The organism is Xanthomonas cissicola (genome assembly GCF_008801575.1).
GTDB lineage: Bacteria > Pseudomonadota > Gammaproteobacteria > Xanthomonadales > Xanthomonadaceae > Xanthomonas > Xanthomonas cissicola.
Window position 1 is genome coordinate 1 of record NZ_VZPL01000041.1, and the last position, 25,702, is coordinate 25,702.

At 65.5% G+C, this 25,702-nt stretch carries 28 protein-coding genes, 1 other RNA gene and 1 pseudogene; 13 read left to right on the forward strand and 17 right to left on the reverse strand.

What is annotated here, in order from left to right; all coding sequences use genetic code 11:
- Nucleotides 1-118, forward strand: a pseudogene (locus F7R02_RS16205) (IS5-like element ISCARN85 family transposase); the annotation flags it as partial.
- A 143-nt stretch (nucleotides 119-261) separates the two neighbouring features.
- Here F7R02_RS16205 and F7R02_RS16210 read toward each other — a convergent pair.
- The 6 genes from F7R02_RS16210 to F7R02_RS16235 all read right to left on the reverse strand — a co-directional run bounded on the left by F7R02_RS16210 (nucleotide 262) and on the right by F7R02_RS16235 (nucleotide 7,189).
- Nucleotides 262-1,062, reverse strand: a complete 801-nt coding sequence (locus tag F7R02_RS16210) for a dienelactone hydrolase family protein (protein WP_139371064.1) — start codon at nucleotides 1,060-1,062, stop codon at nucleotides 262-264.
- A gap of 200 nt (nucleotides 1,063-1,262) precedes the next feature.
- Nucleotides 1,263-1,336, reverse strand: a non-coding RNA gene (locus F7R02_RS16215) — sX9 sRNA.
- A 62-nt stretch (nucleotides 1,337-1,398) separates the two neighbouring features.
- A complete protein-coding gene (gene murD / locus F7R02_RS16220; RefSeq protein WP_078590805.1) occupies nucleotides 1,399-2,805 on the reverse strand; it encodes a UDP-N-acetylmuramoyl-L-alanine--D-glutamate ligase in 1,407 nt (468 codons plus the stop codon).
- Nucleotides 2,786-4,141 (reverse strand): UDP-N-acetyl-alpha-D-muramoyl-L-alanyl-L-glutamate epimerase, encoded by a 1,356-nt coding sequence (gene murL, locus F7R02_RS16225; protein ID WP_005913270.1) that lies wholly within the window; start codon nucleotides 4,139-4,141, stop codon nucleotides 2,786-2,788. The genes murD and murL overlap by 20 nt, the downstream gene beginning before the upstream one ends.
- On the reverse strand, nucleotides 4,138-4,596 hold the full coding sequence (locus F7R02_RS16230; RefSeq protein WP_078590803.1) for a hypothetical protein: 459 nt from the start codon (nucleotides 4,594-4,596) through the stop codon (nucleotides 4,138-4,140). The genes murL and F7R02_RS16230 overlap by 4 nt, the downstream gene beginning before the upstream one ends.
- Nucleotides 4,580-7,189 (reverse strand): bifunctional aspartate kinase/diaminopimelate decarboxylase, encoded by a 2,610-nt coding sequence (locus tag F7R02_RS16235; protein WP_078590801.1) that lies wholly within the window; start codon nucleotides 7,187-7,189, stop codon nucleotides 4,580-4,582. The genes F7R02_RS16230 and F7R02_RS16235 overlap by 17 nt, the downstream gene beginning before the upstream one ends.
- 181 nt (nucleotides 7,190-7,370) lie before the next feature.
- On the opposite strand from F7R02_RS16235, the gene F7R02_RS16240 reads away from it, so the two are divergent.
- A complete protein-coding gene (locus F7R02_RS16240) occupies nucleotides 7,371-8,249 on the forward strand; it encodes a PhzF family phenazine biosynthesis protein (RefSeq protein WP_078590799.1) in 879 nt (292 codons plus the stop codon).
- 31 nt (nucleotides 8,250-8,280) lie between these two features.
- On the forward strand, nucleotides 8,281-9,162 hold the full coding sequence (locus F7R02_RS16245; protein ID WP_078590798.1) for a PhzF family phenazine biosynthesis protein: 882 nt from the start codon (nucleotides 8,281-8,283) through the stop codon (nucleotides 9,160-9,162).
- Nucleotides 9,163-9,381: 219 nt separating this feature from the next.
- On the opposite strand, the gene F7R02_RS26405 is transcribed toward F7R02_RS16245, so the two are convergent.
- The 6 genes from F7R02_RS26405 to F7R02_RS16270 all read right to left on the reverse strand — a co-directional run bounded on the left by F7R02_RS26405 (nucleotide 9,382) and on the right by F7R02_RS16270 (nucleotide 13,020).
- Nucleotides 9,382-9,531 (reverse strand): hypothetical protein, encoded by a 150-nt coding sequence (locus F7R02_RS26405; protein ID WP_167521046.1) that lies wholly within the window; start codon nucleotides 9,529-9,531, stop codon nucleotides 9,382-9,384.
- Between the two features lie 10 nt (nucleotides 9,532-9,541).
- Nucleotides 9,542-10,141 carry a glycine zipper 2TM domain-containing protein gene (locus tag F7R02_RS16250; protein WP_015472432.1) on the reverse strand — a complete coding sequence of 200 codons (600 nt, stop codon included), beginning with the start codon at nucleotides 10,139-10,141 and terminating at the stop codon, nucleotides 9,542-9,544.
- 152 nt (nucleotides 10,142-10,293) lie between these two features.
- Nucleotides 10,294-10,728 carry an OsmC family protein gene (locus F7R02_RS16255; protein ID WP_003489936.1) on the reverse strand — a complete coding sequence of 145 codons (435 nt, stop codon included), beginning with the start codon at nucleotides 10,726-10,728 and terminating at the stop codon, nucleotides 10,294-10,296.
- Nucleotides 10,729-11,032: 304 nt separating this feature from the next.
- Nucleotides 11,033-11,980 (reverse strand): aspartate carbamoyltransferase catalytic subunit, encoded by a 948-nt coding sequence (locus F7R02_RS16260; protein ID WP_005913284.1) that lies wholly within the window; start codon nucleotides 11,978-11,980, stop codon nucleotides 11,033-11,035.
- A gap of 13 nt (nucleotides 11,981-11,993) precedes the next feature.
- Nucleotides 11,994-12,461 carry a Holliday junction resolvase RuvX gene (gene ruvX, locus F7R02_RS16265; protein WP_003489932.1) on the reverse strand — a complete coding sequence of 156 codons (468 nt, stop codon included), beginning with the start codon at nucleotides 12,459-12,461 and terminating at the stop codon, nucleotides 11,994-11,996.
- On the reverse strand, nucleotides 12,454-13,020 hold the full coding sequence (locus F7R02_RS16270; protein ID WP_003489930.1) for a YqgE/AlgH family protein: 567 nt from the start codon (nucleotides 13,018-13,020) through the stop codon (nucleotides 12,454-12,456). Before F7R02_RS16270 ends, ruvX begins: the two co-directional genes overlap by 8 nt.
- 288 nt (nucleotides 13,021-13,308) lie before the next feature.
- On the opposite strand from F7R02_RS16270, the gene F7R02_RS16280 reads away from it, so the two are divergent.
- Nucleotides 13,309-13,881, forward strand: a complete 573-nt coding sequence (locus F7R02_RS16280; RefSeq protein WP_039577750.1) for a DNA-3-methyladenine glycosylase I — start codon at nucleotides 13,309-13,311, stop codon at nucleotides 13,879-13,881.
- 7 nt (nucleotides 13,882-13,888) lie between these two features.
- A complete protein-coding gene (locus F7R02_RS16285; protein ID WP_172107359.1) occupies nucleotides 13,889-14,815 on the forward strand; it encodes a DUF72 domain-containing protein in 927 nt (308 codons plus the stop codon).
- 173 nt (nucleotides 14,816-14,988) lie between these two features.
- Here the strand turns inward: F7R02_RS16285 and F7R02_RS16290 are convergent, their stop codons facing one another.
- The 3 genes from F7R02_RS16290 to F7R02_RS16300 all read right to left on the reverse strand — a co-directional run bounded on the left by F7R02_RS16290 (nucleotide 14,989) and on the right by F7R02_RS16300 (nucleotide 18,447).
- On the reverse strand, nucleotides 14,989-15,663 hold the full coding sequence (locus F7R02_RS16290; protein WP_016851096.1) for a YitT family protein: 675 nt from the start codon (nucleotides 15,661-15,663) through the stop codon (nucleotides 14,989-14,991).
- 493 nt (nucleotides 15,664-16,156) lie between these two features.
- Nucleotides 16,157-17,287 carry a PilT/PilU family type 4a pilus ATPase gene (locus tag F7R02_RS16295; protein WP_003489921.1) on the reverse strand — a complete coding sequence of 377 codons (1,131 nt, stop codon included), beginning with the start codon at nucleotides 17,285-17,287 and terminating at the stop codon, nucleotides 16,157-16,159.
- A 122-nt stretch (nucleotides 17,288-17,409) separates the two neighbouring features.
- Complete coding sequence (locus tag F7R02_RS16300) at nucleotides 17,410-18,447, reverse strand: type IV pilus twitching motility protein PilT (protein ID WP_078590796.1); 1,038 nt, start codon at nucleotides 18,445-18,447, stop codon at nucleotides 17,410-17,412.
- 411 nt (nucleotides 18,448-18,858) lie between these two features.
- Between F7R02_RS16300 and F7R02_RS16305 the strand changes: the two genes are divergently transcribed.
- The 7 genes from F7R02_RS16305 to F7R02_RS16335 all read left to right on the forward strand — a co-directional run bounded on the left by F7R02_RS16305 (nucleotide 18,859) and on the right by F7R02_RS16335 (nucleotide 23,846).
- On the forward strand, nucleotides 18,859-19,551 hold the full coding sequence (locus tag F7R02_RS16305) for a YggS family pyridoxal phosphate-dependent enzyme (protein ID WP_078590795.1): 693 nt from the start codon (nucleotides 18,859-18,861) through the stop codon (nucleotides 19,549-19,551).
- 43 nt (nucleotides 19,552-19,594) lie between these two features.
- Nucleotides 19,595-20,449, forward strand: a complete 855-nt coding sequence (gene proC, locus F7R02_RS16310) for a pyrroline-5-carboxylate reductase (RefSeq protein WP_078590793.1) — start codon at nucleotides 19,595-19,597, stop codon at nucleotides 20,447-20,449.
- Nucleotides 20,450-21,007: 558 nt separating this feature from the next.
- Nucleotides 21,008-21,448, forward strand: a complete 441-nt coding sequence (locus tag F7R02_RS16315; protein WP_078590791.1) for an HU family DNA-binding protein — start codon at nucleotides 21,008-21,010, stop codon at nucleotides 21,446-21,448.
- Between the two features lie 106 nt (nucleotides 21,449-21,554).
- Nucleotides 21,555-22,196, forward strand: a complete 642-nt coding sequence (locus F7R02_RS16320) for a M23 family metallopeptidase (RefSeq protein ID WP_033479080.1) — start codon at nucleotides 21,555-21,557, stop codon at nucleotides 22,194-22,196.
- Between the two features lie 57 nt (nucleotides 22,197-22,253).
- Nucleotides 22,254-22,595 (forward strand): DUF3861 family protein, encoded by a 342-nt coding sequence (locus F7R02_RS16325; RefSeq protein ID WP_003489901.1) that lies wholly within the window; start codon nucleotides 22,254-22,256, stop codon nucleotides 22,593-22,595.
- A gap of 56 nt (nucleotides 22,596-22,651) precedes the next feature.
- On the forward strand, nucleotides 22,652-23,194 hold the full coding sequence (locus tag F7R02_RS27335; RefSeq protein ID WP_078590789.1) for a hypothetical protein: 543 nt from the start codon (nucleotides 22,652-22,654) through the stop codon (nucleotides 23,192-23,194).
- Nucleotides 23,195-23,249: 55 nt separating this feature from the next.
- A complete protein-coding gene (locus F7R02_RS16335) occupies nucleotides 23,250-23,846 on the forward strand; it encodes a YceB family lipoprotein (RefSeq protein WP_005919194.1) in 597 nt (198 codons plus the stop codon).
- Between the two features lie 112 nt (nucleotides 23,847-23,958).
- Here the strand turns inward: F7R02_RS16335 and F7R02_RS16340 are convergent, their stop codons facing one another.
- Nucleotides 23,959-24,501, reverse strand: coding sequence for a type 1 glutamine amidotransferase domain-containing protein (locus F7R02_RS16340; protein WP_078590788.1), 543 nt, complete (start codon nucleotides 24,499-24,501; stop codon nucleotides 23,959-23,961).
- A 102-nt stretch (nucleotides 24,502-24,603) separates the two neighbouring features.
- The gene (locus tag F7R02_RS16345; RefSeq protein ID WP_003487757.1) at nucleotides 24,604-25,071 is read right to left on the reverse strand and encodes an SET domain-containing protein; all 468 of its coding nucleotides are present in this window, start codon (nucleotides 25,069-25,071) and stop codon (nucleotides 24,604-24,606) included.
- A 172-nt stretch (nucleotides 25,072-25,243) separates the two neighbouring features.
- Between F7R02_RS16345 and F7R02_RS16350 the strand changes: the two genes are divergently transcribed.
- Entirely contained in the window at nucleotides 25,244-25,702 is a 459-nt protein-coding gene (locus tag F7R02_RS16350) for an SUF system Fe-S cluster assembly regulator (protein WP_003487759.1), read from the forward strand.

The window sequence follows — 25,702 nt, forward strand, 5'->3', positions numbered from 1 at the left end:
ACTGTTCCGTCGCTTGAAAGGCTACCGCCGGATTTTCTCGCGCTTCGAGAAGCTGGATGTCATGTTCCTTGGATTCCTCAGCTTCGTCCTAGTCGTTGATGGGCTTCGGATGTGTTAACAGGCCCTAGTTCGCGCGTTGACGAATCCCGCATCCGTTAGCCGAATGATTGGTCAGCGCCCTCCCCCGGAGCACAAACTCCGGGGGGTGATGCGTTGAAGCACGGGACCCGCGCTCTTGCGATCCCAAATCCCCAATCCCGGCTACTGACCAAACCGCTCTTCGAAGAAGTCGCCCAGCATGCGGTACGCACGCTTGGCCGCCCGCGGGTTGTACAGGCAGCCCGGCGGGCTGTTGGCGTCGGCCTCGGCAAAGCAATGCACCGCGCCGCTGAAATTGACGAATTGCCAATCCGCGCCGGCTGCATTCATTTCGGTTTCGAACGCGGCGATATCCGCCTTGCTCACGCTCTTGTCGTCGGCACCGTTGAGCACCAGCAGGGGCGTCTTGGCAGAGCCGGCCGCAGCCGGGCTGGGAGTCGCGATGCCGCCATGCAGGCTGACCACACCGGCCAGCTGCGCGCCTGAGCGCACCAGCTCCAGCACCGTCGTACCGCCGAAGCAGAAGCCCACCGCACCGATGCGCGCTGCGTCCAGCGGCGCCTTGCCGGCCTGCGCCTTGAGTACCTCTACCGCCTTGAGCGCGCGTGCGCGCAGCTCCGGCGGATCCTTCTTCAGGGCGCTGGCGAACTGTCCAGCCTCGCTGTCGTTGGCGGGGCGCTTGGCCTTGCCATACACGTCGGCCACCAGCACCACGTAATCGTCGCCGGCCAGTTGCTTGGCCTTGCTCACCGCCGAGTCGTTGACACCGCGCCAGTTGGGCACCATCACCAGGCCCGGGCGCTTGGCATCGCCGGCATCGTCATACACCAGCACGCCGCTGTAGGTGTCCTTGCCGATCTTCCATTCCAGCGGCTTGGCCTGCATCGCGGCCGCTGCGGGGAAGGCCAGCGAGGCCAGGACACCGATCAATCCAACGCCACGCCATGTCCATTGCTTGTGCATGTGCTTGCTCCCAGGATGGTGCGGCGAGTGTAGGCGCTGGCGCCGTGCAGGAGAGGTCATCGTCGCCGCTGCCGGCAACGGTGGCGGCAGGTCGTCGGTCCAACGCGCCTGCGCGTTTCGCATGCGCTGCGCGTGCGCGCTTTCGAGGCAATCGCGCCACCGCGGCGGCGCTGGCGTTAGCGCAGCGACCCAAGCGCGGCGACCAATAGGCAGCGAGCAGCCATCAGGTGGCCGGAGAACAGCGCGCAGGCACAGCGGTGTACGAGCGGCACATGCCAGTTCCGAGCACCTGCCATGCCCACCGGCTGATGAGCGCAGCCGGTGCGTTGGCCGCCTTCAGTGCACACCCAGTCCGTCAATCGCGCTGATTGCCGCCGGATCGAAGCCTGCCAGCTGTGCGAAGTGGCGGCCGCGCGCAACGTAATCGCTGTAGGCGCCGAAGCTGGGCGCCCCCGGCGAGAGCAGCACCACACCGCCCTGCTCGCCCAGCGCATTGCGCGCCAGTCCCATGGCGTGTTCGAGATCGTTGGCGGCATGCAGGCCGAAGTGTCCCGCTTCGGCCAGCGGCGCCAGCAATGCATGGATGCGTGGGCCATTGGCGCCCATGGTCACGATTTCCAGCGGCGCCTGCTGCGCCATCTGCTGGGCGAAATCGTGCCAATCCAGCCCGCGATCATGGCCACCGACCAGCAAGGCCACGCGTCGCCGCGCAAAGCACGCCAGTGCAGCCAGCGAGGCATGCGGCGTGGTGCTGATCGAATCGTTGACGTAGCTGATGCCGTCCACGCTGCCGAGCAACTGCAGGCGGTTGGGCAATGGACGAAAGCTCGCTGCCGCCGGCGCAAGTGCCGCCGCATCCAGGCCCAAGGCCTCTACCGCCGCCAGCACCGCGCACAGGTTGCGGCGGTTGTGCTCGCCCGGCAGCGGCACATCGGCGGTATCGAAAATGGCCTGTTCGCCGCGATAGACCACGTCGCCACGCAGATGCCAGCCGGCGGGCTGATTGAACCAACGCACCTGGCTATCGGGCAATTGCAAGCCGGCAAGCAGCGGGTCGGCAGCGTTGAGCAAGGCGATCCGCGGCCGGCCTTCGGTCACCAGCGACAGCTTGTCGCGCACATAGCGCGCCTCGTCGCCATGCCAGTCAAGATGCTCGGGAAACAGATTCAACACCAGTGCCAGCTGGGGACGCGCGCCGCTGCGCCCGACATCAGCGGTCTGATAGCTGGACAACTCGACCGCCCAATACGCCGGCGGCGGCTGCGGTGCCAGCACTTCCAGCAGGGGCTGGCCGATATTGCCGACCAAGGCGGTGCGATGCCCGGCTGCGCGCAGCACGTGCGCCAGCAGCGCAGTGGTGGTGCTCTTGCCCTTGGTGCCGGTGATGCAGACGACGCCAGGCACGCTGCCGTCCGCCTGCGCGTGTTCGGCAAACCACAGCGCGGTGCCGCCAATGAAATGCGTGCCCTGCGCAGCGGCAGCCAGTGCCTCGGCGCGATACGGGCTGATGCCGGGCGACTTCACGACGATCTCGAATCGTCCCAGCGCCTGCGCGCTGGCATCGGTTTCCACCTGCAAGGCCGCATCTGCCAGCGCAGCGATCTCACGCGCCTCTTCGGCGTTGCAGAACACCGTCAGCGCTTGAGTCGGCAGGCGCGCCCGCAGCGCACGATACGCCGCACGTCCTTCGCGCCCCCAGCCCCACAACGCAACAGTCTTGCCTTCAAGCTGCGAAATTCGCACGCACGCGCTCCCACAGCGCCGGCGGAATCCGGTGCTCGCCATCGATGGCCATGAGTGGCTCGACCTGCAGATCATTCGAGTCGAGCTGCGGCTGGATGTCGCGGATGAAGCGCTTCACCAACGCGTCCTCCTTCCACTCCGCGCGGCTGGCCAGCACGGCCATCGCCGCGCGCGATTCGCGGCCTTCGCCCACGCATTCGAACGGCTTGTGGTCCTGGAACTCCAGCAGCGCATCGTAGCCGCCGGCCTGGGTCGCATCGTCGAGCAGATTGCGCCCGAAGATGTTGACCAACCGCGTCTTGGGCATGAACGGCGCCAGCGCCAGGAACACGAAATGGCACTTCGGGCACACGCCGCACCAGCGATGCACCGGGCGCTCGCCCATGATGTGGAAGTTGCGGTTGCAGCTGGAAAAGTGCGCGTCGTAGTGATCTGTCTTGGCGAATTGCCGCGCCACCGCCAACTCGGAGAGCGGCCGCAGCAACGAGTAGTAGCGCAGATCGGCCGCCACCTGCCGCTGCACGTAATCGCCGAATGCCTGTTCGAACGCCCAGCCCTTGGACCACTGGTGATTGACCTCGCCGGTGCCGGGAATCTGGCTGCCGTAACTGGCCGAACGTTCGTTGGAGAACACCACCTGGTCGATCCCATTGAGCAGCGCCGCCAGCACCAGGATGGCCGAGTTCACCGCGGTCACCGGGATATGCCCGTTCCACGCGCCCTGGCGATTGAGTTCGAACAGTTCCGGGGCCAGCACGCGGCCGATGTTGAGTACCGGCAACCCGGTGCGTTCTGCACAGGCACGGATGAGTTGCGAACCGCCGATCCAGCTGACGGTCTGCGCCACGCCGGCCTGGCGCAGGGCCTCGATGCTGACCAGCGAATCCTTACCGCCACCGATCGCAACCAGCGCATGCTCGCGCAACCCCACTGCCGGCGCAGCATCAGACGCTTGCGCGGCGACCGGAAAATGAATCTTGCCGTGCAGGTTCAAGCCATTGCGATAGGCAAATTCGCCCAGGCCGTGCAGGTACACGCTTTCCACCAGCGCAGCGGTTTCGGCATCGATGCTGTAGCTGTCGATGGCGATGTTCGGCGGCACCGCAGCTTTGAAATAACTGACTCCTGCAATGAGATGCAGCAGCCGCAGCGCCTGTTGCACGGCAGTCGCCTGCGCGCCCTCAAGCACGAACGGTGCGCCCGGCACCGCAACGGTCTCGACCAGCTCCGGCCCTTGATCGAAGGCATACACCAACGTCGCCACGCCGGTCTGCACGTCGAGTGCGCAACGCACGAAACGGAAGGTGGACATCTGATGTTTGTCGAAAGCGCTCATGGACTACCTGCAGAAACACGTACACGACGCAGATAGCGTCGGCACAGGAGATATTCAATCATGGAAAACGGCACCGCCGCCCATAGCAGCGGCAGGCAACCGATCACGAACAACAGCAGCATCACTTCCGAGCGAATCACCTTTGCATCGCCGGTGATCGCCAACGCGACCAGCAGATACAGCAGCAATGCGGGCAAATAGCCAAGCGCGCTGAGCACCACGGTGCGCAGCGCCATGCCACCGGCACGCTGCGCCAGCGCTCGCTCGGCGCGCCGTGCTTGCCAGAACGCTGCGCTCCAGGCACCGACGCCGGCAGCAATCAACCCTGGCAGCACCCACCGCAGGCTGTCGGTCCACGGCACCCGTTGCCCGGCCATGTCGATGGCGGTGGAGAACACCATCGCCACGCCACCGGCCAGCGTGCTGAGTACGATGAACTCAGCCAGTGGGCGCATCGATCACCTCTTCGCGCGGCAATTCGCGCTGGTTGTAGGTGCTGGCCATCGAGTAGCCATAGGCGCCGGTGTCGGCGACCAGCACCACGTCGCCTGGTGCGGTGGCCGCAGGCAGGCGGCGGCGCTTGCCGAACACGTCCGACGATTCGCAGATCGGCCCGACGATATCGAACGTGCCATCGGCCGGCGCGTCGAGTTGGCTGAGGTTTTCGATGTCGTGCCAGGCGTCGTACAACGCCGGGCGAATCAGGGTATTCATCCCCGCATCCAGGCCCACGCGGTGCACGCCGTCCTTCTCGATCACTTGCGTGACGCCGGCGAGCAATACGCCGGCTTCGGCCACCAGATAGCGGCCCGGCTCGATCGCCAGGCGGTAGCCCGGATGCACGGCCTTGACCTCGGCCAGGCCCTTGGCCCACACCTCCAGATCGAATGGCTCGTCTTCGGCGCTGTACGGAATCGGCAGGCCGCCACCGATGTCGATGGTCTCCGCCGTGCCGATACGGCGCGCGAAGCCGGCCAACTCGTCGTACATCATCCGCCAGTGCTCGCCGGTCTCCACGCCACTGCCCAGGTGCGCATGCACGCCGGTGATGGTGACCTCGAGCGTGCGCGCCACCTCGACAAATTCATCCACCCGCGTGGACGACAGGCCGAACTTGGAAGCCTTGCCGCCAGTGTTGACCTTCTCGTGATGGCCGTCGCCGTGCCCCAGGTCGATGCGCAGCCACACATTGCGGCCACGGAACACCTCGGGCCAGTTGCGCAGCGCCTCGACGTTGTCCACGGTCACCGTCACGCCCAGCGCGAAGGCCGCTTCGTATTCGGCCTTGGGCGCAAAGCTCGGCGTGAACAGCACGCGCCGTGGCGACAGCTCCGGCAGCGCCTGGAATACGCGGCGCAATTCGCCGTGCGAGACGCATTCCAGCCCGAAGCCGGCCTGCTCCAGCGCCATCAGGATGGCCGGATGCGCATTGGCCTTGATCGCGTAATAGCGCTGATCCACCGCGGCTATCTGCGCCAGCGCATGCGCACGCTCACGCACCGTGGGCAGGTGGTATGCGTAACGCGGCGTCCCGGCCTTGGACAGCGACAGCAGATGCGCGCGCTCGGCATGCCACCACGGCGTGGGTCGCGGACGTACCGAGCCGATGATCTGCCGCCAGCGCGGCCCGAACACCTCGCCCTCGCTGACCGGCATCGCACCGCTGTCGATCAGTTCCGCGTGCAGGATCGGCAGCAAACCGTCGGCATCGGCTTCGTCGATGACGAAGGTCAGGTTCAAGTCGTTGGACGACTGCGAAATCATGTGCACGCGTTCCTGCCCGAACGTGGCCCACACGTCGGAGAGCTTGTGCAGCAGCGAACGCATGCCGCGTCCGACCAAGGTGATGGCCGCGCAAGGAACGATGATCTTGACCTTGCAGATCTGCGACAGATCGGCCGACAACGCCGCCAGCACATCGGTGTTGACCAGGTTTTCCGAAGGATCCAGCGACACGGTGACGTTGGTCTCGGCCGAACCGATCAAGTCCACCGACAGGCCGTGCTTCTTGAACAGCGTGAACACGTCGGCCAGGAAGCCGACCTGCTGCCACATGCCGATGCCTTCCATCGACACCAGCACGATGCCATTGCGGCGGCTGATCGCCTTGACGCCCAGCACCGGCTCGGCATTGCCGTCGATGCTGGTACCCGGCAGATCCGGGCGCTCGGTGTCCAGGATCGCCATCGGCACGCCGGAATCGCGGCACGGCTTGATCGAGCGCGGATGCAGCACCTTGGCGCCGGTGGTGGCGATTTCCTGCGCTTCGTAATAGTCCAGCCGGGTCAGCAGCCGCGCATCCGGCACTTCTTTCGGGTTGGCGCTGAACATGCCAGGCACGTCGGTCCAGATTTCCACCCGGCTGGCGCCGAGCAGCGCGCCGAAGTACGCCGCCGAGGTATCCGAACCGCCACGGCCCAGAATCGCGGTGCCACCATCGGCATGACGCGAAATGAAGCCTTGCGTGATCAGAAAGCGTGTCGGTTGCGCGGCGAAACGCGTGCGCCAACCGGCATCGGACTGCCATTGGCACGAGACCGACAGCCGCTTGGACCATTCGCTCTGATTGGGCTGCGGCGGCAGTGCGGACAGCCACTGGCGCGCATCCAGCCACCCCATGTCCAGGCCGCTGGCATGCAGATACGCCGCGCCGATGGTGGACGACAGCAACTCGCCCTGCCCCAGCACCTCGGCTTGCCAATCCAGCGTGCGCGTTGCAGCGCGCGCATCGCCCAGCAATGCGTGCAGTGCGGCCAGGCGCTCGCCCAGCACTGCATCGGCGTCCAGTTCGAGCTCGGCCAGAAACTCGCGATGGCGTTGGTCCAGTGCCGCCACGCGCTGCGCGCTATCGGCGGCGCCGTCGGCAATGGCAGTGAGCTCGTTGGTCACGCCCGACAATGCAGACACCACCACCAGCACGCGGCCGCCGGTTTCGTTCGCCCGTTTGCTCGCCAGTTTTCCAATCGTGTCCCAGCGATGACGACGCGACACCGAAGTGCCGCCGAACTTGAGGACGATCCAACGATCGGTAGAGTGGGGAGCTGACATTGAGATAGGCGTTTAGGATGGGGGGAAGATGCCCGGGATGCCGAGCGGAACCTCCGATTCTACTGCCAATGCCGCTCGCATGACCCCGCGTCCGATCACTGCGTGCCGTCGCACCTCCACTGCCGTGTCGGTTTGCCCTGCAACCATCGCCGCGCCCTCCTTCGATCGAGATTTCCCCACGATGAGCAAGCACCGCTATCTGCAACTGGATGTTTTCGCCGGCCGGGCCGGCAGCGGCAACCCACTGGGCGTGGTCTTCAATGCAGAGACGTTGTCGTCTGCGCAAATGCAGCAGATTGCCGCGTGGCTGAATCTGTCCGAGACGGTCTTCTTCCTGCCGGTCAGCGTGCCCGATGCCGATTACCACATCCGCATCTTCACCCCGCGTACCGAGCTACCGTTTGCCGGCCACCCCAGCGTCGGCGCAGCGTGGGCGGCGGTGACCCACGGCGTGACCGCCTATAAGCCCGACGGCCGGCTGCGCCAGCAATGCGCAGCCGGCGTGCTGCCGGTGGACGTGTTCGACCGATACGGCGCCTTGCTGGTGCGGCTGCGCGCGCCGCGCGCACGCGCCATCGACACGGGCGACACGTACGCCGACGCGCTGCGCGCCGCCTGCGCTGGCCTGGGCGCGAGCGCGCAGCCGGCCGCGCTCTGGAACAACGGCCCGAACTGGTGGCTGCTGGAATTGGCCGACGCGCAGGCGGTACGGCAGGCAGCCCCGGACCTTGCCGCCATTGCGCGCCTGACTCAGGCCAGTGCCGCTTGCGGACTGGCCATCTATGCGCCCATGCATGACCACGACGCAGGCCTGGTCGTCCGTGCCTTCTGCCCAGGCGATGGCATTCCGGAAGACCCGGTGACCGGCAGCGCCAATGCCTGTATTGCCGCACGCCTGCATGGCGAAGACCGCCTGCCCGGGGCGCAGTCGCGCTACGTCGCCAGTCAGGGCCGCGAAGTTGGCCGCGATGGCCGCGTCCATGTGGACGTGGACGCGGAAGGCGCAGTCTGGATTGGCGGAGCGACGCTGCAGGTGATCGACGGCCGCATCGATTGGTAAGCTGCCGCGCCCTCACTGCGGATCGACGCCCATGACCACTCGCCGTTTCCTGCAATTGGATGTGTTCTCCGCCCGCCCCGGCAGCGGCAATCCGCTGGCGGTGGTGCTGGATGCCCAAGGTCTGGACGATGCGGCGATGCAGGCCATCGCACGCTGGACCAAACTGCCGGAGACCACCTTCGTCGTCCCCGTCGAAAACGTGCACAGCAGCTACCGGCTGCGTATGTTTTCGCCGCAAAAAGAGGTGCCGTTTGCCGGCCACCCCAGCGTGGGCACTGCACATGCCGTGCTCGAGGCCGGCCTGGCCGCACCACAGGACGGCGTCCTGGTGCAGGACGGCATCGCTGGTCAGTTGCCGCTGCGCGTTGAGCAGCGCGGCGGCCACCGCAGCATCGCGATCCGCACGCCACGCGCACGCGTGGCCGAGCAGGTGAGCGCCGACGATCCGCGCCTGCGCGATGCCTTGCGGGGCTGGCCGCTGGGGACGCTACCGCCTGCGCTGATGGACGGCGGCCGCACGTGGTGGGTGGTGGAACTGGACAGCGAAGCCGCGCTGCGCGGCCTGCAGCCGGACTGGGACGCGATCGCCGGGTTGGCAGAATCTACCGGCAGCATGGGCGTGTTTGCGTATGCACGCGCCGGCGCACCGGGCGCCTACGATCTGGCAGTACGTGCCTTCGTCGGCAATGGCCGGCGCTTCGAAGATGCGGCGTCCGGCGCGGCCAATGCGGTCCTCGCCGCATGGCTGGACAGCCGTGACGCATTGCCCGGCACCGACCGTCGCTATGTGGTCAGCCAGGGCCGCGAAATCGGCTTCGATGCCTTGCTGGAACTGCACATCGATGCCGACGGCGACGTGTGGTCGGGTGGCCAGGTGCAGACGGTGATTCGCGGCACGCTGGACTGGGCTTAGTCGGCGCGCCACAGGGCGCTTCCCGGAGGGTTGGCCGTCAGCGGAGCGCGCGCCGCGCGGCTTGCCTTGGCGCCAGCCAAGCCGGCGCCACGCAACACCCGCTCCGCTGGCGGCCAACGCATCTCATCTCCACGTGCATCACACGTTCTAGGGCGGTAGCAACGCTGCTGCGCAGGATCCCACGCAGCGAGGTGGCCTGCAGCTGCAGCCAATTTCTGATCACGGCCCGTGCACCGCGCATCGGCGCTTGTGTGAAACAGCAAGGTGCATCGCATCGATCACCGCCCAAGCCTTGTTGACGCGCCATTGCAGCCGCAATCGCTCCGCAAAACGCAAGAACGCTGCCGCAACCAGCGGCACCGCATCCATCCGGCACTGATCAGTCAGGGCGCACGTCGACGCGCACGCGGATACGGTCGCCCGGGTTGTAATCGCTACGCGTGTGGTATGTACGGCCAGCGTATTCGTAGGTAACGTCGTAGCCATCCACGCGGTCGCGTTCGCGGCGGTAGGACACCGGCTCGCAGACCCTCACGTTGCCCTGGTACGTGCGGTGATTGGCCTCGTAGATCGAGCGGCCCGCCGCTACGCCTGCCATGGTGCCAACGGCGGTACCGACCAGACGACCATTGCCGCCGCCGACCTGGCTGCCGAGCACGGCGCCCGCGATGCCACCAATGACACTGGCCACGCCGCGATCGGACACACCGGCCTGGGCGTAGCCGCCATCGCGGTAGTACCCGTCATTACTGGTGTAGTAACCGTCGGCGGGACGATCGTAGCAACGTTCGCTGGTGCGTTCGTTGTACGAGTCGGCAACGATGATCGGATCCACGCGCACGACGCGCGCATATTCGTAACGGCCATCCTCATAGCCGCTGCGGCCGTAATCGCGGTAGCCGCTGTCATAGCGCTGCGCCGTGGCATTGCCCGCCACGACCAGACCCATCACCAGAGCACCAAGCACGAGAGTTTTCATTGCGGCAGCTTCATAGGGAGGACACGCTGCCGATGCTCGGCCTGCGCCAGTGAAACCGCACTGAACCAAACCAGCCGCAAAAAGCCCTATTCAGGTTGCCGCCAGCTGCGCGCGCCGGGCGTTTGCGCCGACGCGTCGCAGCGGTATTGGCATTAGCTGGAAAACTCGGTTTCCAGGCTGATCGGCACGGCGCTCAGTGCCTTGGACACCGGGCAATTCTTCTTGGCGGTGTCTGCCAGCTCGCGGAACTTGGCCTCATCGATGCCCGGCACCACAGCCTTGAGCTTGAGGCGAATCTGCGACAACTGCGGGCCGCCTTCCATCGACAGATCCACATCGGCGCGCGTGTCCAGCGAGGCCGGCGGAAAACCGGCTTCGGTCAACTGTGCAGACAACGCCATGGTGAAACAGCCGGCATGCGCGGCGGCGATGAGTTCTTCCGGATTGGTGCCCTTCTCGTCGCCGAAGCGGCTGCTGAAGGCATAACGGGTGTTGTCCATCAGGCCGCTCTGCGGCGTGCTGAGCTGGCCCTTGCCGGTCTTGAGGTCGCCTTCCCAGTGAGCGGTAGCGTGACGTGAAATACCCATTGCGATCTCCTGCGCTGAAAGGAGCGCTCACGATAGGTGAGTGGGTGTTAGCTGGTAGTGCTCGGAATCGGGAATCGGGAATCGCAAGCGCAGATCGCCGGGCACGTCAGGCAGCAAGCGACTGTTTGTCTGCTCTCATGCAGTTGCGCGTCGAACGCCACCGCGCGACGGACCACGGTGTACGTTCGGCAAAAGCGACCGCCTCTTCGCAATCGACAACCACACATCAGACACGACCGCGCGCGTTGGTTGCGCGGTCGCGTTGCCGCTCCTGGGCCGCTAACGAAACGAGGCGCAGCCACGCTCAGCCGAGCAGGGTTTCCAGCACGGCCATGCGCACGGCGACGCCGTTGGCGACCTGCCGTAACACGCAGGATTGCGCGCCGTCGGCCACTTCATCGGTGATTTCCACGCCGCGGTTGATCGGGCCCGGGTGCAGCACCGCGGCGTCACGACCGGCACGCGCCAGGCGCTCGCAGGTCAGACCATATTCGGTGTGGTACTGCTCCAGCGAGGGCACCAGGCCTTCTTCCATGCGCTCGCGCTGCAGGCGCAGCATCATCAGCGCGTCGGCGCCTTCGAGCATGGCATCGAAATCCTGACCGACCACGCAGCCCTCCAGCATGCCGTCGTCAGGCAGCAGGCTGGCCGGGCCGCAGACGCGGATTTCGCCAGCGCCCAACGTGCGCAAGGCATGCAGGTCCGAGCGCGCCACGCGCGAGTGCTTCACGTCGCCGACGATAACGACCTTGAGCTTGGAAAAATCGGTGCCCTTGGCCTGGCGCAGGGTGAGCATGTCGAGCAAGCCCTGGGTGGGATGCGCGCTACGTCCGTCGCCGGCATTGATCAACGCGGTGCCCTCGCCCGCGGCAGCCGCCAGCGCTTCCACCGCGCCGTCGTCGGGGTGACGCACCACGAAGCCGCGCACGCCCATCGCTTCGAGATTCTTCAGAGTATCGCGCGCGGTTTCGCCCTTGCGGGTGGATGAGGTGGATGCATCGAAATTGAGCACGTCCGCGCCGAGCCGCTGCGCCGCCAGATGGAAGGAGCTGCGCGTGCGCGTGGAGGGCTCGAAGAACAGCGTGCACACTGCAGTGCCCGCCAGCACGCTGCGCTTGCCCACGCGCCCGACCGCTGCATCGCGGATCTGGCCGGCGCGGTCGAGCAATTGCAGCAGCGTGGTGCGCGGAAGTCCTTCCAGGGTGAGCAGGTGGCGCAAGCGTCCGTCCGAATCGAGTTGCATGGTGGTCATCGCAGGTCGGGAGTCAAGGAAGAAGGGTGGCTTGGTCGGGTGCGGCCAACCAGCGTTCGACGATCACTGCGGCGGCCATCGCATCGAGCGCTTCGGCATCGCGGCGGCGCTTGCGCCCATCGGCACGCTCGCGCGCGAAACGCTGCGCAGCCTCAACCGAACTGGAGCGCTCATCGATCAGGACAACCGGCAGCGCATAGCGCTCGCGCAGCTGGCGGGCGAACGCGTGCGCGCGCTTGCGTGCGGGCTGGTCTTTGTCGTCCAGCGTGAGCGGATCGCCGATCACCAGGCCGTCCGGGCGCCATTGCTTGTACACGCGGTCCAACGCACCCCAATCCGGGCCGTTGGCATGCACATTGATAACGGCCACCGCGCGCGCGCCGGCGCCAAGCGCGCTTCCGACCGCCACACCGATCCGGCGCGACCCCACATCGAAGCCCAGCACCGTGCCATCGGGGCGGATCGCGCCCGCCTCAGGCATGCCCGGAATAATCCGTGAGCCGGAACAGATCCACGCCGATACGCCCGGCAGCGGTCTGCCAGCGATCTTCCAGCGCGGTCGCAAACAGCACATTGGCATCCGACGGCGCGGTGAGCCAGCTGTTTTCGCCCAGTTCGAATTCCAGCTGGCCGGCGCCCCAACCGGCGCAGCCCAACGCGACCAGCGCATTGCGCGGGCCGTTGCCGGCCGCCATCGCCTCGAGGATGTCGCGCGAGGTGGTCAGGAACACACCCTGTCCCACTTCCAGGCTGGAATCCCATTCGCGCGCATCGTCATGGATCACAAAACCGCGCTCAGGGTGCACCGGACCGCCGCTGAGCACCACCTGCTCGCGCAGCGGCTCATCGTCGGTGTCGATACCCATCTGCGACAACACTTCGCCCAGGGTGTATTCGGAGGGCCGGTTGACCAGCACGCCCATGGCGCCGTTCTCATCGTGCTGGCAGATCAGCGCGACGCTGCGCGAAAAGGTGGGGTCGGACAGCGCCGGAAGCGCAATCAGCAGTTGGTTGGCCAGAGGCGTGGGCAAAACAGACATGGCCGCATTCTAGCCGTTCGCTTCGCCGCGCGCAGAGCCGCTGCCATACTGGGCCTTGCCGGCGCCGGGACTGCGCGATGCCGCCGATGCGGCTGCCTTCGCGGTGGCCCATCTGCGGCGCCTGACCGACACGTTCAGCTTGATCGCAACGCGTGCGACTTGCAGCGCCGCCGAAGCGGTGCAGCCGCGAAAACGGCATCCCGGCCTCTGCGCCAACTGCTGCTCGCCCGCCGTGGCAGCGACTGGCGCGCGACTGGCAAGCCTCGCCCCACAACCACAGGCATCCACATGAGCGGTTATTGCAGCATCGCCCCAGGCCATCCGGTCCATGGCCACTACCACGATCACGAGTACGGCTTTCCGCAGCGCCACGAACGCGAGTTGTTCGAGCGGCTGGTCCTGGAGATCAACCAGGCCGGACTGAGCTGGGAAACCATCCTGCGCAAGCGCGTCAATTTCCAGCAGGCTTACGACGGCTTCGACGTGGACACCGTTGCTGCGTATGGCGAACAGGACATCAGCAGGTTGATGGGCGATGCCGGCATCATCCGCAATCGCCTCAAGGTGCTGGCGGCAATCCACAACGCGCACGTCATCCGGACGCTGCGCGCCACGCATGGCGGCTTCGCGCAATGGCTGGACGCCCACCACCCGCTCGACAAACCGGCCTGGGTCAAGCTGTTCAAGAAAACCTTTCGTTTCACCGGCGGCGAAATCACCGGCGAGTTCCTGATGAGCCTGGGCTATCTGCCCGGCGCGCACCATGCCCAGTGCCCGGTGTTTGCGCAGATCCGGGCACTGGCGCCGCCCTGGTTGCAGGCGCAGAAGCCGGCAAAGGCGCGCACGGTCCAGCGCGGCTAGACACCTTTTGCACGCCGCACGCGAAATGCTCGGGGTTATGGCTATTTGCATCGGCATTTCCGGCTGGCGTTACGCACGCTGGCGCGGCACGTTTTACCCGGCCGGCCTGGCCCAACGGCGCGAGCTCGAATACGCCGCGGGCTGCTTTCCCAGCGTGGAAATCAATGGCTCCTTCTATTCGCTGCAGCGCCCGGAAAGCTTCCAGCGCTGGCATGACGAAACGCCTGAGGATTTCGTCTTTTCGGTCAAGGGTCCTCGCTTCATCACCCATATGAAGCGCTTGCGCGATTGCGAGCAGGCGCTGGCCAACTTCTTCGCTTCCGGGGTGTTGCGGCTGGGCGCCAAACTGGGTCCGATCCTGTGGCAGCTACCGCCGACCCTACAGTTCGATGCCGAGCTGCTGGACGCATTTCTCGGCAGCCTGCCGCGCGATAGCGAGGCCGCGTTGGCGAGGGCGCGCAAACGCGACACCGCGCTGATGCAGGGCCGCAGCGCGCTGGCGATCGATCGCCGGCGACCGATCCGTCACGCATTGGAAGTGCGTCACGACAGCTTCTGCGATCCGGCCTGCATGCGGCTGCTGCGGCGTCACAATGTCGCGGTGGTGGTCGCCGACACCGCAGGGAAATTCCCGTATCTGGAGGACGTCAGCGCAGATTTCGTCTATGTGCGTCTGCATGGCGATGCGCAGTTGTACGCCAGCGGCTACAGCGACACCGCACTGGATCGCTGGGCAGCACGCATCGCCGCGTGGGCCGGCGGAGCCGAACCGGACGATGCAGCCCGCGTCGGCGCACGCGCCCGCAAACGCGCAATGCGCGATGTGTACTGTTATTTCGACAACGACATGAAGGTGCATGCGCCGTTCGATGCGCGCGGGTTGATGCAACGGCTGCAGTTGCCTACCAACTGCCCGGCACGCGAAAACACCTAGAACTGCTGACAAAACGACGGTGCTAACGCCAGGCGGGCCTTGCCGGCGCACGGAAAGCGGCATGCATCGCTGGCACGCTGCGGTCCTGGGCGCGCAGCCGCGCCCGCTGACAGCTACACGCGACGATGGTTGGCCGCTGCCGGACGCGCCATGCGGGCGATCTTCGGCACGCATCACACGCCCATATACCGGTGCGGGCGGTGATTGAACATCAGCACCAGACTCAGCATCAAGGCGCCGATGGCCGAATACAGCACCTTGTCCGGGGTCAGCACGAAGAAGGCGACCAGCATGAGCATCGCGTCGAAGCTCATTTGCACCTTGCCCGCGCTCCAGCCACGCTCGCGCTGCAGGTACACCGCCAGGATGCCGATGCCGCCCAGGCTGCCGCGGTGGCGAATGAAGAACAAGATACCCAGGCCAGACAGCGCCCCGCCGACGATTGCCGAAAAGGCCGTGCTCATGTGCGCGTAGTCGGCCCAGCGCGGCAGCAGGTTGGTCAGCACGCCGCACGCGCCGACTGCCGCGAAGGTCTTCAGGGTGAACTCCCACCCCATCCGGCGCACGCTCAGCCAGTAGAACGGCAGATTGACCAGTACGAACACCAGGCCGAAGTTCCAGTGCAGCGCGTAGTGCAACAGGAAGGCCACGCCGGCCATGCCGCCGATCATCAGCCCGCCCTTGGCGAAGATGGCCAGGCCGAGCGATGCGACCAGAGTCGCCAGCACCATGCCTTGCGCATCCTCAGCCACCGAATGATGGAAGGCGTGGTCGTCGGCGGCAGTCCCGGCCGAATCCGGCGGAGGAGTGAGCGGGCCGGCGGTGACCACGGCACCATCGTCGGGCAAGGGTTCTTGCTCCGGTCGCAGATCGGAATCGGGAAGGCTCACGGGCTTGCGCACTGCAGTGGGGTGCGGTATTAGACACTATCGACCCACCCGGTTACATCTAAAACCGGGCTGGCCTCGCCAGGTCGGTGTGTGACCGGGGCGCCTCGATCGGCCGTCGACCGCCGCCCTCCTCCGCAGCAGCCGGGCATGCCGGAGCGGCGCGGCAAGGGATGGCCGAGCTCCTCGATGATGCGCGGACGATTCGAGCCGGACCGTCGTTTTCCTTGGCGCGCTCAGGCGCTCCCTCCACGCGGCGGCCAGGACCGCGTCGGCGGTGCGATCCTGGCGCAGCACCGGCCGCCACGCCGGGCACGAAATGGCGGCAACGCGCAGACAGGCGGCGTCACCGTGGCGGCAGCAGCTCAGCTCCGTGCATGGCTGGTCCGATCCCCGCGCTTGTTACCCGTCGGCACTGGCACCCCGTGCACGCGGGCACCGAGGCGCGCAGCACTCAGCGCACTTCGGAAATTTCCACGCCGTCCAGGCCCTGCGACAAGGTCTTGGCATCGCCGCCCTGCGAGAGCTTGATGCGCAGGCGCACCTCGTTCTGCGAGTCGGCGTAGCGCAACGCGTCTTCGTAACTGATTTCGCCGGCCTGGTAGAGCTCGAACAGGCTCTGGTCGAAGGTGCGCATGCCCAGGTTGGTGGACTCCTTCATGATCTCCTTGAGCTTGTGGATCTCGCCGTCGCGTATGTAGTCCTGCACCAGCGGCGTGCCCAACATGATTTCCATCGCCACGCGACGGCTGCGGCCGTCCGGGGTCGGAATCAGCTGCTGCGCGACCACGCCCTTGAGGTTGAGCGACAGGTCCATCAACAGCTGGTTGCGGCGATCTTCGGGGAAGAAGTTGATGATGCGGTCCATCGCCTGGTTGGCGTTGTTGGCGTGCAGCGTGCACAGCACCAGATGGCCGGTTTCGGCGAATGCGATCGCATGGTCCATGCCTTCGCGGGTGCGCACCTCGCCGATCATGATCACGTCCGGCGCCTGGCGCAGGGTGTTCTTCAGCGCGTTCTCCCAGCTGTCGGTGTCGATGCCGACCTCGCGCTGGGTGATGATGCAACCCTCGTGCTTGTGCACGAATTCGATCGGATCTTCGATGGTGATGATGTGCCCGGTCGAGTTCTGGTTGCGGTAGCCGATCATCGCCGCCAGCGAGGTCGACTTACCGGTCCCGGTGGCGCCGACGAAGATGATGATGCCGCGCTTGGTCATCGACAGCGTCTTGATCACCGGCGGCAGGCTCAGCTCGTCCACGGTGGGGATGCGCGTTTCGATCCGGCGCAGCACCATGCCCACCTGATTACGCTGGTAGAAGCAGCTGACACGAAAACGCCCGACCCCGGACACGCCGATGGCGAAATTGCACTCGTGGGTCTTTTCGAATTCCTCGCGCTGCGACGGCGTCATCACGTTCAACACCAGATCGCGACTCTGCTGCGCGGTCAGCGGGGTCTGGGTAATCGGGCTGATCTTGCCGTGCACCTTGATCGCCGGCGGCATCCCCGAGGTGATGAACAGGTCCGACGCCTTCTGATGCGCCATCAGCTTGAGGAAGGAGGTGAAGTCGATGGTGCTCATGGGGTGCTCCCTCGGAGCCGGGAATGGTGAATCGAGAAACGGGAATTGGAGAAGCCGGGCAACGGACTCGGTGACGGGAACGCGCTTTTGCGATTCCCCATTCCCGATTCGCTATTCCCGTATCACTCGAATATCCGCTTGTCCTTGGCGTACTCGCGAGCCTGGTTGCGCGTGATCAGGCTGCGCTTGACCAGGTCCTGCAGATGCTGGTCCAGCGTCTGCATGCCGTATTGCTGGCCGGTCTGGATCGAGGAATACATCTGCGCCACCTTGTCCTCGCGGATCAGGTTGCGGATGGCCGGGGTGCCGACCATGATTTCCCATGCTGCGGTACGGCCGCCGCCGACCTTCTTCAACAGCGCCTGCGAAATCACAGCGCGCAGCGATTCGGACAGCATCGAGCGCACCATCGGCTTTTCGCCGGCCGGGAACACGTCGATGATGCGGTCGATGGTCTTGGCGGCCGAGCTGGTGTGCAGGGTGCCGAACACCAAGTGACCGGTTTCCGCAGCGGTGAGCGCCAGGCGAATGGTTTCCAGGTCGCGCAATTCGCCGACCAGGATGATGTCAGGGTCTTCGCGCAGTGCCGAGCGCAGCGCTTCGTTGAAGCCGTGCGTATCGCGGTGCACCTCGCGCTGGTTGATCAGGCACTTCTGCGAGGTGTGGACGAATTCGATCGGGTCCTCGACGGTGAGGATGTGCCCGTACTCATTCTTGTTGATGTAGTCGATCATGCCGGCCAGCGTGGTCGACTTGCCCGAGCCGGTCGGGCCGGTCACCAGGATCAGGCCCTGCGGCTGATCGATCAGCTGACGGAAGATCGGCGGGCAGCCAAGGTCTTCCAGCGTCAGCACTTCGGACGGAATGGTACGGAACACCGCAGCGGCGCCGCGGTTCTGGTTGAACGCATTGACGCGGAAACGCGCCAGCGACGGAATTTCGAACGAAAAGTCGACTTCGAGGAATTCCTCGTAATCGCGCCGCTGCTTGTCCGACATGATGTCGTACACCAGCGCGTGCACCTGCTTGTGGTCCAACGCCGGAATATTGATGCGGCGGACATCGCCATCGACACGGATCATCGGCGGCAGCCCTGCAGACAGGTGCAGGTCCGATGCCTTGTTCTTGACAGAAAACGCCAATAGTTCAGCGATATCCATGCGCTGCTTTTCCCCTAGGCTGCGATTGGAAGGTACTCCCCGGCCGGCAGTATAGCGTTCTGGCTGCCGGCGGGAAGCGGCCTGTCGCCGGTTCAGGTCGGGTGCGACGCGCCTGGCTGAAACCGTTGCCTGCGCCCGGCTGCGGAACGGCCCAAGGCCGAACGGCTGGTGCGCGGTGGCATCAAGGACTTGCTGGCGAGCGCAGCGCTTGCCCGAGCGTAGCGGGCCGCACTGCCAGTCCGTCGCCCCGGGCCTTAGTCGGACTTGGGGACGGTCGCCCACCTTGCGTCCAGACACTCCTCTTAAATGTGCGCAGCACCGGCGCATCGATGCAGGCGTCCGGCAGCCCCCAACTGGATGGAAGCGTCTGCGGGCGGCACTATAGCGCTCCCGCCTTCTCCGGAATGCCACGTGCCGGCTTCGTCGCTGCAGCAGATTCTCGATGCCATCCACGCCGCAGCGGTCGCACACGCGCGTGCCGACGTGCGGCTGCTGGCGGTCTCCAAGACCAAGCCAGCCGACGCCGTTGCCGCCCTGGCCGCGCAGGGCCAGCGCGCCTTTGGCGAAAACTACGTGCAGGAAGCCGACGCCAAGATCGCCCAGTTGCGTACGTTGGACCTGGAATGGCATTTGATCGGCCACCTGCAATCCAACAAGGCCGAACTGGCGAGCCAGTGCTTCGATTGGGTGCAGACGGTGGACCGCGCCAAATTGATTGCGCTGCTGGCGCGTCACCGCCCGGACGACCGCGCACCGTTGAATGTATTGATCCAGGTCAACATCGACGACGAGGACAGCAAGCATGGATGCGCGCCCGACGCGATCGACAGCCTGGCCGAAGCGATCGCCCTGCAACCGCGTTTGCAGCTACGCGGACTCATGGCGATCCCTGCCCCGTTCCCGGATCAGGCACGACGCCAGGCTGCGTTTTCGCGCATGCAGGCACTGTTCCAGCAGCTGCAAGCCCGTCATCGGCAGGTGGACACCTTGTCGATGGGCATGAGCTCGGATTTCGCCGAAGCGATCGCGGCCGGCGCCACCATGGTGCGGGTGGGCACGGCGTTGTTCGGCGCGCGCGGTCAAGCGCCGGACGCCGCTGCCTGATCGCATCGCCTCCCACATCGACTCGTCTTATCAAGGTGCTGCAATGAACACACCGGCTTCGTCCTCGCCCTCGTCTTCCGCTACGACGTCCATCGCCTTCGTCGGCGGCGGCAACATGGCGCGTAGCTTGATCGCCGGGCTGATCCGGCAGGGTACGCCGGCTGCCAGCATCCGCGTGGCCGAGCCGGTGGCCGATCTGCGCGCAGCCTTGGCGCGCGACTTCGGCGTGCAGGTGGTCGAGGATGCGCGCGCCGCTGTCGACGCGACGACGACCTGGGTCTTGGCGGTCAAGCCTCAGGTCCTGCCAATAGTGTGCGCGCAACTGGCCGATCTCGCGCAGGCCCAACAACCGCTGCTGGTTTCCATCGCAGCCGGCATCACCGCCACGCAGCTGCAGCGCTGGTCTGGCGGAGATATCGCCGTGGTTCGTGCCATGCCCAACACCCCCGCCCTGCTCGGCGCCGGTGTCACCGGGCTGTACGCCAACGCGCGCGTGTCCGCAGCGCAACGCCAACAGGCGACCCAACTACTGGACAGCGCCGGCGTCACCGTCTGGATCGACGACGAAGCGCAGATGGATGCGGTGACCGCCGTCTCCGGCAGCGGACCGGCCTATGTCTTTCTCTTGGCCGAAGCGATGGAAGCTGCTGCGCAAGCGCAGGGCCTGCCCGCCGCAACCGCGCGTACGTTGGTGCTGCAAACGCTGCTCGGCGCCGCACGCATGCTCACCGAATCGGGCGAAGCACCGGAGGTCCTGCGTCGCCGCGTGACCTCGCCCAACGGCACGACCCATGCCGCCATCGAGACGCTCCAGGCCGGCGGCTTTGAGGCCCTCACCGCCCAGGCCATTGCCGCAGCGACCGAACGCGGCCGCAGTTTGTCGGCCGCCAACGACTGATTGAAACGCGGCGGGTCTGCATGTCGCGCATCGCGCAGCCCCTTCGCGCGGTGCGGATGGCAAGACGAAAACGATTCGAACATCTGCGCAAACCGCCGCGCCAGCGCCTTGATCACCGCACGGTGGATGCAGGGCAGTACAAAGCCAAAGGCTGCATACCGTCCCGAAACCGCTCCATTCCCGTACATGGAGCGTGCGCCCACGTTTGCAATCGATGGCAGCCATCTCGACGGCGCGTGGTTCTGTTCCATGCATCCCCGAAAAGGTTGGCCTTATCGGCTCGTTGCGTCGCCCCACGGATGCGCGGTGCGGTCGCTGCCCGCGCAAACGATCTGCTGCTATGCGTCAGACCTGCAGCGAACGTGCGCATGGCGCGGGCAAGCCGATGCGTTTTGTACGTTTTTTCTGCCGCTGGTGAACGAATCCCCGTCGAAAGATGCTTTTTTCGTGCTGTTTCATCGTTTACCTATTGGCGACGCGCAGCAGTTGCCCTACATTTCGCGTTGCCGACTGGGTCGGCAGACCCAACACCACCAACGAATACGGAACACATCACTCATGGCAAAAACCGCCGCTAAGAAGGCTGCCCCCAAGAAGGCAGTGAAAAAGGTCGCCGCGACCAAGACCGCAAAGCCGGCCAAGGCCGCTGCTGCCAAGGCCGCTGCTGCCAAGTCCGCTGCGCCCAAGCCGATCAAGGAAGCACTGAGCAAGACCGGCCTGGTCGCGCACATTGCCGAAAGCACCCAGTTGGCTCCGAAGGACGTCCGCGCCGTGCTGGCGTCGCTGGAAGCCACCGCACACGCCTCGCTGAGCAAGAAGGGCGTCGGCACCTTCACCATCCCGGGCATGCTCAAGCTGACCACCGTGCACGTGCCGGCCAAGCCGAAGCGCAAGGGCATCAACCCGTTCACCAAGGAAGAGCAGATCTTCGCCGCCAAGCCGGCGACCACCAAGCTCAAGTCCCGCATGATGAAGAGGTTGAAGGACGCGGCGCTCTAATCCAGCACGTCTCCGGTGTCACGAAGACGGCCCTCGGGCCGTCTTTTTTTTGCCATCGCGCCGCGATGTGCAGCACATACCGCTCATCGGCACTGCCCTACCCTGCATGCTGATTCGCCATCTGCAGGTGCCTGTGACCGGTCCGTCGAACACCCCGCCATCGCCACCACACCGAGTCTCCACACCTAGCCGCGCGCGTCGGCTGCGCAGCACTGTTGTCTCCATTGCACTGTTGTGCGTGCTGGCGGTGGCCGCGCGCTGGGCCTGGCAGCTGCCGATCGCCCATCAGCTCCGTACCAGCTGGGAGCTGTCGCAAATGCCGCCGCCTGCGCAGTTGCATGTGCCGGTGGAAGGCGTGCGTGCGCGACAGATTGCCGACACCTTTGGCGCACCCCGTGGCCGCGACCGCACGCACGCGGGCGTGGATATCTTCGCGCCACGCGGTACATCGGTGGTGGCGGCAACGCGCGGCGTGGTCAGCGCCATCCGCGACCAGGGCCTGGGCGGAAAACAGGTCTGGCTCCTGGGTCCGGCGATGGAACGGCATTACTACGCGCATCTTGACGACTGGGCTGCCGGCCTAGCAGTAGGCGATGTGGTCGAGCCCGGCACCCTGCTTGGCAAGGTCGGCACCACCGGCAATGCGCGCGGCACGCCGCCACACCTGCACTATGGTGTCTATGGACGCAACGGTGCGTACGATCCGCTGCCGCTTCTGCGCAAACCCGCCGCACAGCCAGCAAACTAAGTACGTTGGAACACTGCGTCATGGGCCACCCTATCGAGACGGTTGCGTCCTGCGCCTATGGTGAGCACAGCCCAGAACGACGCGACCCATATGTCCCGCAAACGCTATCGCATCACGGTCACGCCTATCGAAAACGACGGCCGCCCTTGTGACGACCGTTGCACCATCGAATTCGAACAACGTTCGCGCGCCGACTGGATGCGGCTGCTCGAAGAACTACACCTGCGCCGCGATCTGAGCAGCGACGAATGCGCGGCACTGACCGTAGGCTCGCAATTGCTGGAAGACCTGGCGGCCCGCCCACGCGCCCAGCCCAGCGATGCACTGGACGCATTGCGTCCCAAACTGCAGCTGCTGCTGGAACGCCTGCAGCGCGTGCACCCCGCCACCGGCGCCTGAAGACGCATCGCCGCACGTACCCGCTACACTGCGCACCTCGGGGATGGGGACGCGCCATGCGCTGGATGGGAATGCTCGTTGTCGCAGCCGCACTTTCTGGTTGCAGCTGTCATCGCACTGGCGATCCGCAGGCAAACGACGCGCCGGCGACGCATGCTGCGAGCGCATCGCGCCCGCTCGATAAGGGCACTGCCGGCACCACGACCGCAGCACCGGCCCCTGCATCCGATCCCACCGATGCTCTTGCGCTGGCCAGCTACGCCCAAGCAAGCGCCACCGTTCAACGTTACCTCGGCGCGTTGCCGGGAGCGGCGCGCGCGCAGGCCGATGCCTTATGGACCGGCGGCCGCCCTGCCCCGGTGCCGGACGACGCTGCCTTGCGTGCCATCGCCAACATCCAATCGATGCGCATCAACAACGACCCGCCCATTGCGCTGGATCAGGCGCAGCCGCCACAGCGTATCGAAGTGCCGGTGCAATTGACGGTACGCACCACCGCCGGCACGCAACGCCTGGTGGGCGCATACCGGCTGCAACCCCGCGCCGGTAGCGATGGCTGGGAAATCTATTCGGCCACGCTGCGACCGGTGTTGCGCTAACCCGTGGTTCACCGGCGCCGACTAAGGTGATGTCACCTGTCGCCGGAGTCACCCGATGAAACTGCGTTCGCTTGCCGGATCCATGCTCGCCCTCGCCTTGGCAATGCCCATCACCAGCGCCTGGGCCGCACCGCAGATCCAGGGAAAACAGATCAGCGTGCAGGCCAGCGACCTGCAGCAGTATCTGGGTGGCCGCTTCCCGCAGACACACGACACGCTGGGCGGGCTGATCGCAATGACGGTCAGCAACCCGGCGCTATCGTTGCCGCCAGGCGATCGGCTCAAGATGGCGTTCGATCTTGCCGTGGCGACCGCGGGCGGCGCTCCTGCACCGGTCGGCAATGTGACCTTGACGAGCGCACTGCGCTACGACGTGGCCAAGCAGGGCTTCTATCTCGACCAACCCAGCATCGACGACTTCCGCCCCGCCCACGCGGGCGCAAAGCTCGACCACAGCACGCGGCAGCTGCTCAATACCTGGCTGGCCGACTACGCGCGCAAGGAACCGATCTACCGGATCGATCCGGCGATTGCGTCCGTGATGGGTGCGGTGCAGGTGGAATCGGTCGGCATCCAGAACGGGCGGGTGGCGGTCAACTTCAACCAGAACATCGAGCAGATGGTGCCCGCGGCAGCGCTGTCCGGGAAGTAGGCCCGCCTGGGTTGGCGTCGATGGCGTAACCCACGCACCACTCCAGATGGAAAGGCCCGACGCACCTGCGCCGGGCCTTCTTGTTTCGAGCTGACACTGGCCAGTGAAGAGCCTATGCAGCCAAGGCCTTGGCCACTGCCGCGGCGAATGCAGGAATGTCGTCCGGTTTGCGGCTGGTAATCAGCTGGCCATCGACCACCACTTCGGCATCCTGCCAGCGCGCGCCGGCATTGATCAGGTCCGTCTTGACCGACGGCCATGAGGTGACCTCGCGGTCGCGGACCAAGTCGCTTTCGAGCAACAGCCACGGCCCATGGCAAATCGCCGCCACCGGTTTTTGTGCGGTCGAAAACGCGCGAATGAACGCGATTGCCTGCTTATCGGTGCGCAGCGTATCGGGATTGAGCACCCCGCCAGGCAATACCAGTGCGTCGTAGGATTCGGCTGTTGCCTGTTCCAGCTGCCGATCGACCGCTACCGAATCGCCCCAATCTGTGTGATTCCAGGCGCGAATCTGTGCGCTGTCGCCTGGCGCGATCACCTCGACCTTGACACCCCAACTTTCCAGCAGGCGCTTGGGCTCGGTCAGTTCGGATTGCTCGAAGCCATCGGTGGCCAGCACGGCAACCGTCTTGCCTGTAAGCGAATAAGACATGCGGGGCTCCTCTTAAAAAGAAGCCCAAACCTAGAAAGCGCGCCGTTGCGCACCCGTGAACCGATGTGTGCGTGGCGTCAGCGCCTGACGCCACCTTCATGCTCAGCGCTTGGGCTGCAGCATCGTTCCGGTGCAATTCTTCGAGCCGCAGCGGCATTCCCAAATTTTCTTCAGGCGTGGCGTGTGACGCTCGGCAAGGGTGATGCCGTAGTTATAGGTGAGCTCTTCGCCGGGTTTGATATCGCGCTTGGCCTCGATGAAGATCTTGTCCTTGCGGCGGTCGTCGCCCTCGGCTTCTTCGATCACCGCTTCGCAATTGGGATCGCAACTATGGTTGATCCAGCGTGCGACATTGCCTTCGTAGTTGGCATCCAGCACGTAGTCGTCGCTGAGCGTAAACAAAAAGGTATGCCCGCTCTCCACGTCGCCAGTGTCGTCGGCATCCACTTCGGCATGCGTGCGCAGCCGCCCCTTGTACTGAATGATGCGCTCGCCCTTGCGTAGCGGGGCGAGGGCGAACATGCCATTGCCGTGGATACGAGACTTGCGGGCGGCAACTTTGCGCGACATGTAGGGGTCCAGTGATGGGGCCGCTCATTGTGACCGCAGCGCGCCAATGCGCCAAGCACAAGCGCAGCATGCACCGCAACGGGCCACGCTTGCCGGCGGCTGAACCGCGCCGTTGGCCCTGCCTTACTGGAAAGAGTACAATTTCGGTCCGCTTTCGGATTTCGTCTTCCCCATGTTGCGCGTCACCAAACTCACCGATTACGCCACCGTCGTGCTGACCGTCCTGGCGGCGCGCTGCGATCAGGTGCTCAGCGCAAGCGAGCTGGCCGAACAGGCCGGTCTGGAAGCGCCGACTGTCAGCAAGATTCTCAAGCCGTTGTCGCAGGCAGGCCTGGTTGAAGGCTTGCGCGGCGTGCACGGCGGCTACCGACTTGCGCGCGCCGCCAGCGACATCACCCTGGTGGAGATCGTCGAAGCGATGGAAGGTCCGTTGGCGATCACCGAATGCAGCCAGGACCACAGCCAGTGCGGTATCGCGCAGCGCTGTGGCGTGCGTTCGAACTGGCGCCTGATCAACGACGTGGTCGGCGATGCCTTGCGTCGCGTCACGCTCGCGCAGATGTTGCAGCCCCTTTCTCTCCCTGGCGACACCCGTCGGCGTTCCATCGCCGCACGCGTCGCGACCACCTGA

What these genes read in the sequence shown, in the direction of transcription:
- F7R02_RS16210 (WP_139371064.1), bottom strand. Translation starts at nt 1,062, where the DNA reads ATGCACAAGCAATGGACATGGCGTGGCGTTGGATTGATCGGTGTCCTG.
- murL (WP_005913270.1), bottom strand. Translation starts at nt 4,141, where the DNA reads ATGAGCGCTTTCGACAAACATCAGATGTCCACCTTCCGTTTCGTGCGT.
- F7R02_RS16230 (WP_078590803.1), bottom strand. Translation starts at nt 4,596, where the DNA reads ATGCGCCCACTGGCTGAGTTCATCGTACTCAGCACGCTGGCCGGTGGC.
- F7R02_RS16235 (WP_078590801.1), bottom strand. Translation starts at nt 7,189, where the DNA reads ATGTCAGCTCCCCACTCTACCGATCGTTGGATCGTCCTCAAGTTCGGC.
- F7R02_RS16240 (WP_078590799.1), top strand. Translation starts at nt 7,371, where the DNA reads ATGAGCAAGCACCGCTATCTGCAACTGGATGTTTTCGCCGGCCGGGCC.
- F7R02_RS16245 (WP_078590798.1), top strand. Translation starts at nt 8,281, where the DNA reads ATGACCACTCGCCGTTTCCTGCAATTGGATGTGTTCTCCGCCCGCCCC.
- F7R02_RS26405 (WP_167521046.1), bottom strand. Translation starts at nt 9,531, where the DNA reads ATGGATGCGGTGCCGCTGGTTGCGGCAGCGTTCTTGCGTTTTGCGGAG.
- F7R02_RS16250 (WP_015472432.1), bottom strand. Translation starts at nt 10,141, where the DNA reads ATGAAAACTCTCGTGCTTGGTGCTCTGGTGATGGGTCTGGTCGTGGCG.
- F7R02_RS16255 (WP_003489936.1), bottom strand. Translation starts at nt 10,728, where the DNA reads ATGGGTATTTCACGTCACGCTACCGCTCACTGGGAAGGCGACCTCAAG.
- F7R02_RS16260 (WP_005913284.1), bottom strand. Translation starts at nt 11,980, where the DNA reads ATGACCACCATGCAACTCGATTCGGACGGACGCTTGCGCCACCTGCTC.
- ruvX (WP_003489932.1), bottom strand. Translation starts at nt 12,461, where the DNA reads ATGCCTGAGGCGGGCGCGATCCGCCCCGATGGCACGGTGCTGGGCTTC.
- F7R02_RS16270 (WP_003489930.1), bottom strand. Translation starts at nt 13,020, where the DNA reads ATGTCTGTTTTGCCCACGCCTCTGGCCAACCAACTGCTGATTGCGCTT.
- F7R02_RS16280 (WP_039577750.1), top strand. Translation starts at nt 13,309, where the DNA reads ATGAGCGGTTATTGCAGCATCGCCCCAGGCCATCCGGTCCATGGCCAC.
- F7R02_RS16295 (WP_003489921.1), bottom strand. Translation starts at nt 17,287, where the DNA reads ATGAGCACCATCGACTTCACCTCCTTCCTCAAGCTGATGGCGCATCAG.
- F7R02_RS16300 (WP_078590796.1), bottom strand. Translation starts at nt 18,447, where the DNA reads ATGGATATCGCTGAACTATTGGCGTTTTCTGTCAAGAACAAGGCATCG.
- proC (WP_078590793.1), top strand. Translation starts at nt 19,595, where the DNA reads ATGAACACACCGGCTTCGTCCTCGCCCTCGTCTTCCGCTACGACGTCC.
- F7R02_RS16315 (WP_078590791.1), top strand. Translation starts at nt 21,008, where the DNA reads ATGGCAAAAACCGCCGCTAAGAAGGCTGCCCCCAAGAAGGCAGTGAAA.
- F7R02_RS16320 (WP_033479080.1), top strand. Translation starts at nt 21,555, where the DNA reads ATGCTGATTCGCCATCTGCAGGTGCCTGTGACCGGTCCGTCGAACACC.
- F7R02_RS16325 (WP_003489901.1), top strand. Translation starts at nt 22,254, where the DNA reads ATGGTGAGCACAGCCCAGAACGACGCGACCCATATGTCCCGCAAACGC.
- F7R02_RS27335 (WP_078590789.1), top strand. Translation starts at nt 22,652, where the DNA reads ATGCGCTGGATGGGAATGCTCGTTGTCGCAGCCGCACTTTCTGGTTGC.
- F7R02_RS16335 (WP_005919194.1), top strand. Translation starts at nt 23,250, where the DNA reads ATGAAACTGCGTTCGCTTGCCGGATCCATGCTCGCCCTCGCCTTGGCA.
- F7R02_RS16340 (WP_078590788.1), bottom strand. Translation starts at nt 24,501, where the DNA reads ATGTCTTATTCGCTTACAGGCAAGACGGTTGCCGTGCTGGCCACCGAT.
- F7R02_RS16345 (WP_003487757.1), bottom strand. Translation starts at nt 25,071, where the DNA reads ATGTCGCGCAAAGTTGCCGCCCGCAAGTCTCGTATCCACGGCAATGGC.
- F7R02_RS16350 (WP_003487759.1), top strand. Translation starts at nt 25,244, where the DNA reads ATGTTGCGCGTCACCAAACTCACCGATTACGCCACCGTCGTGCTGACC.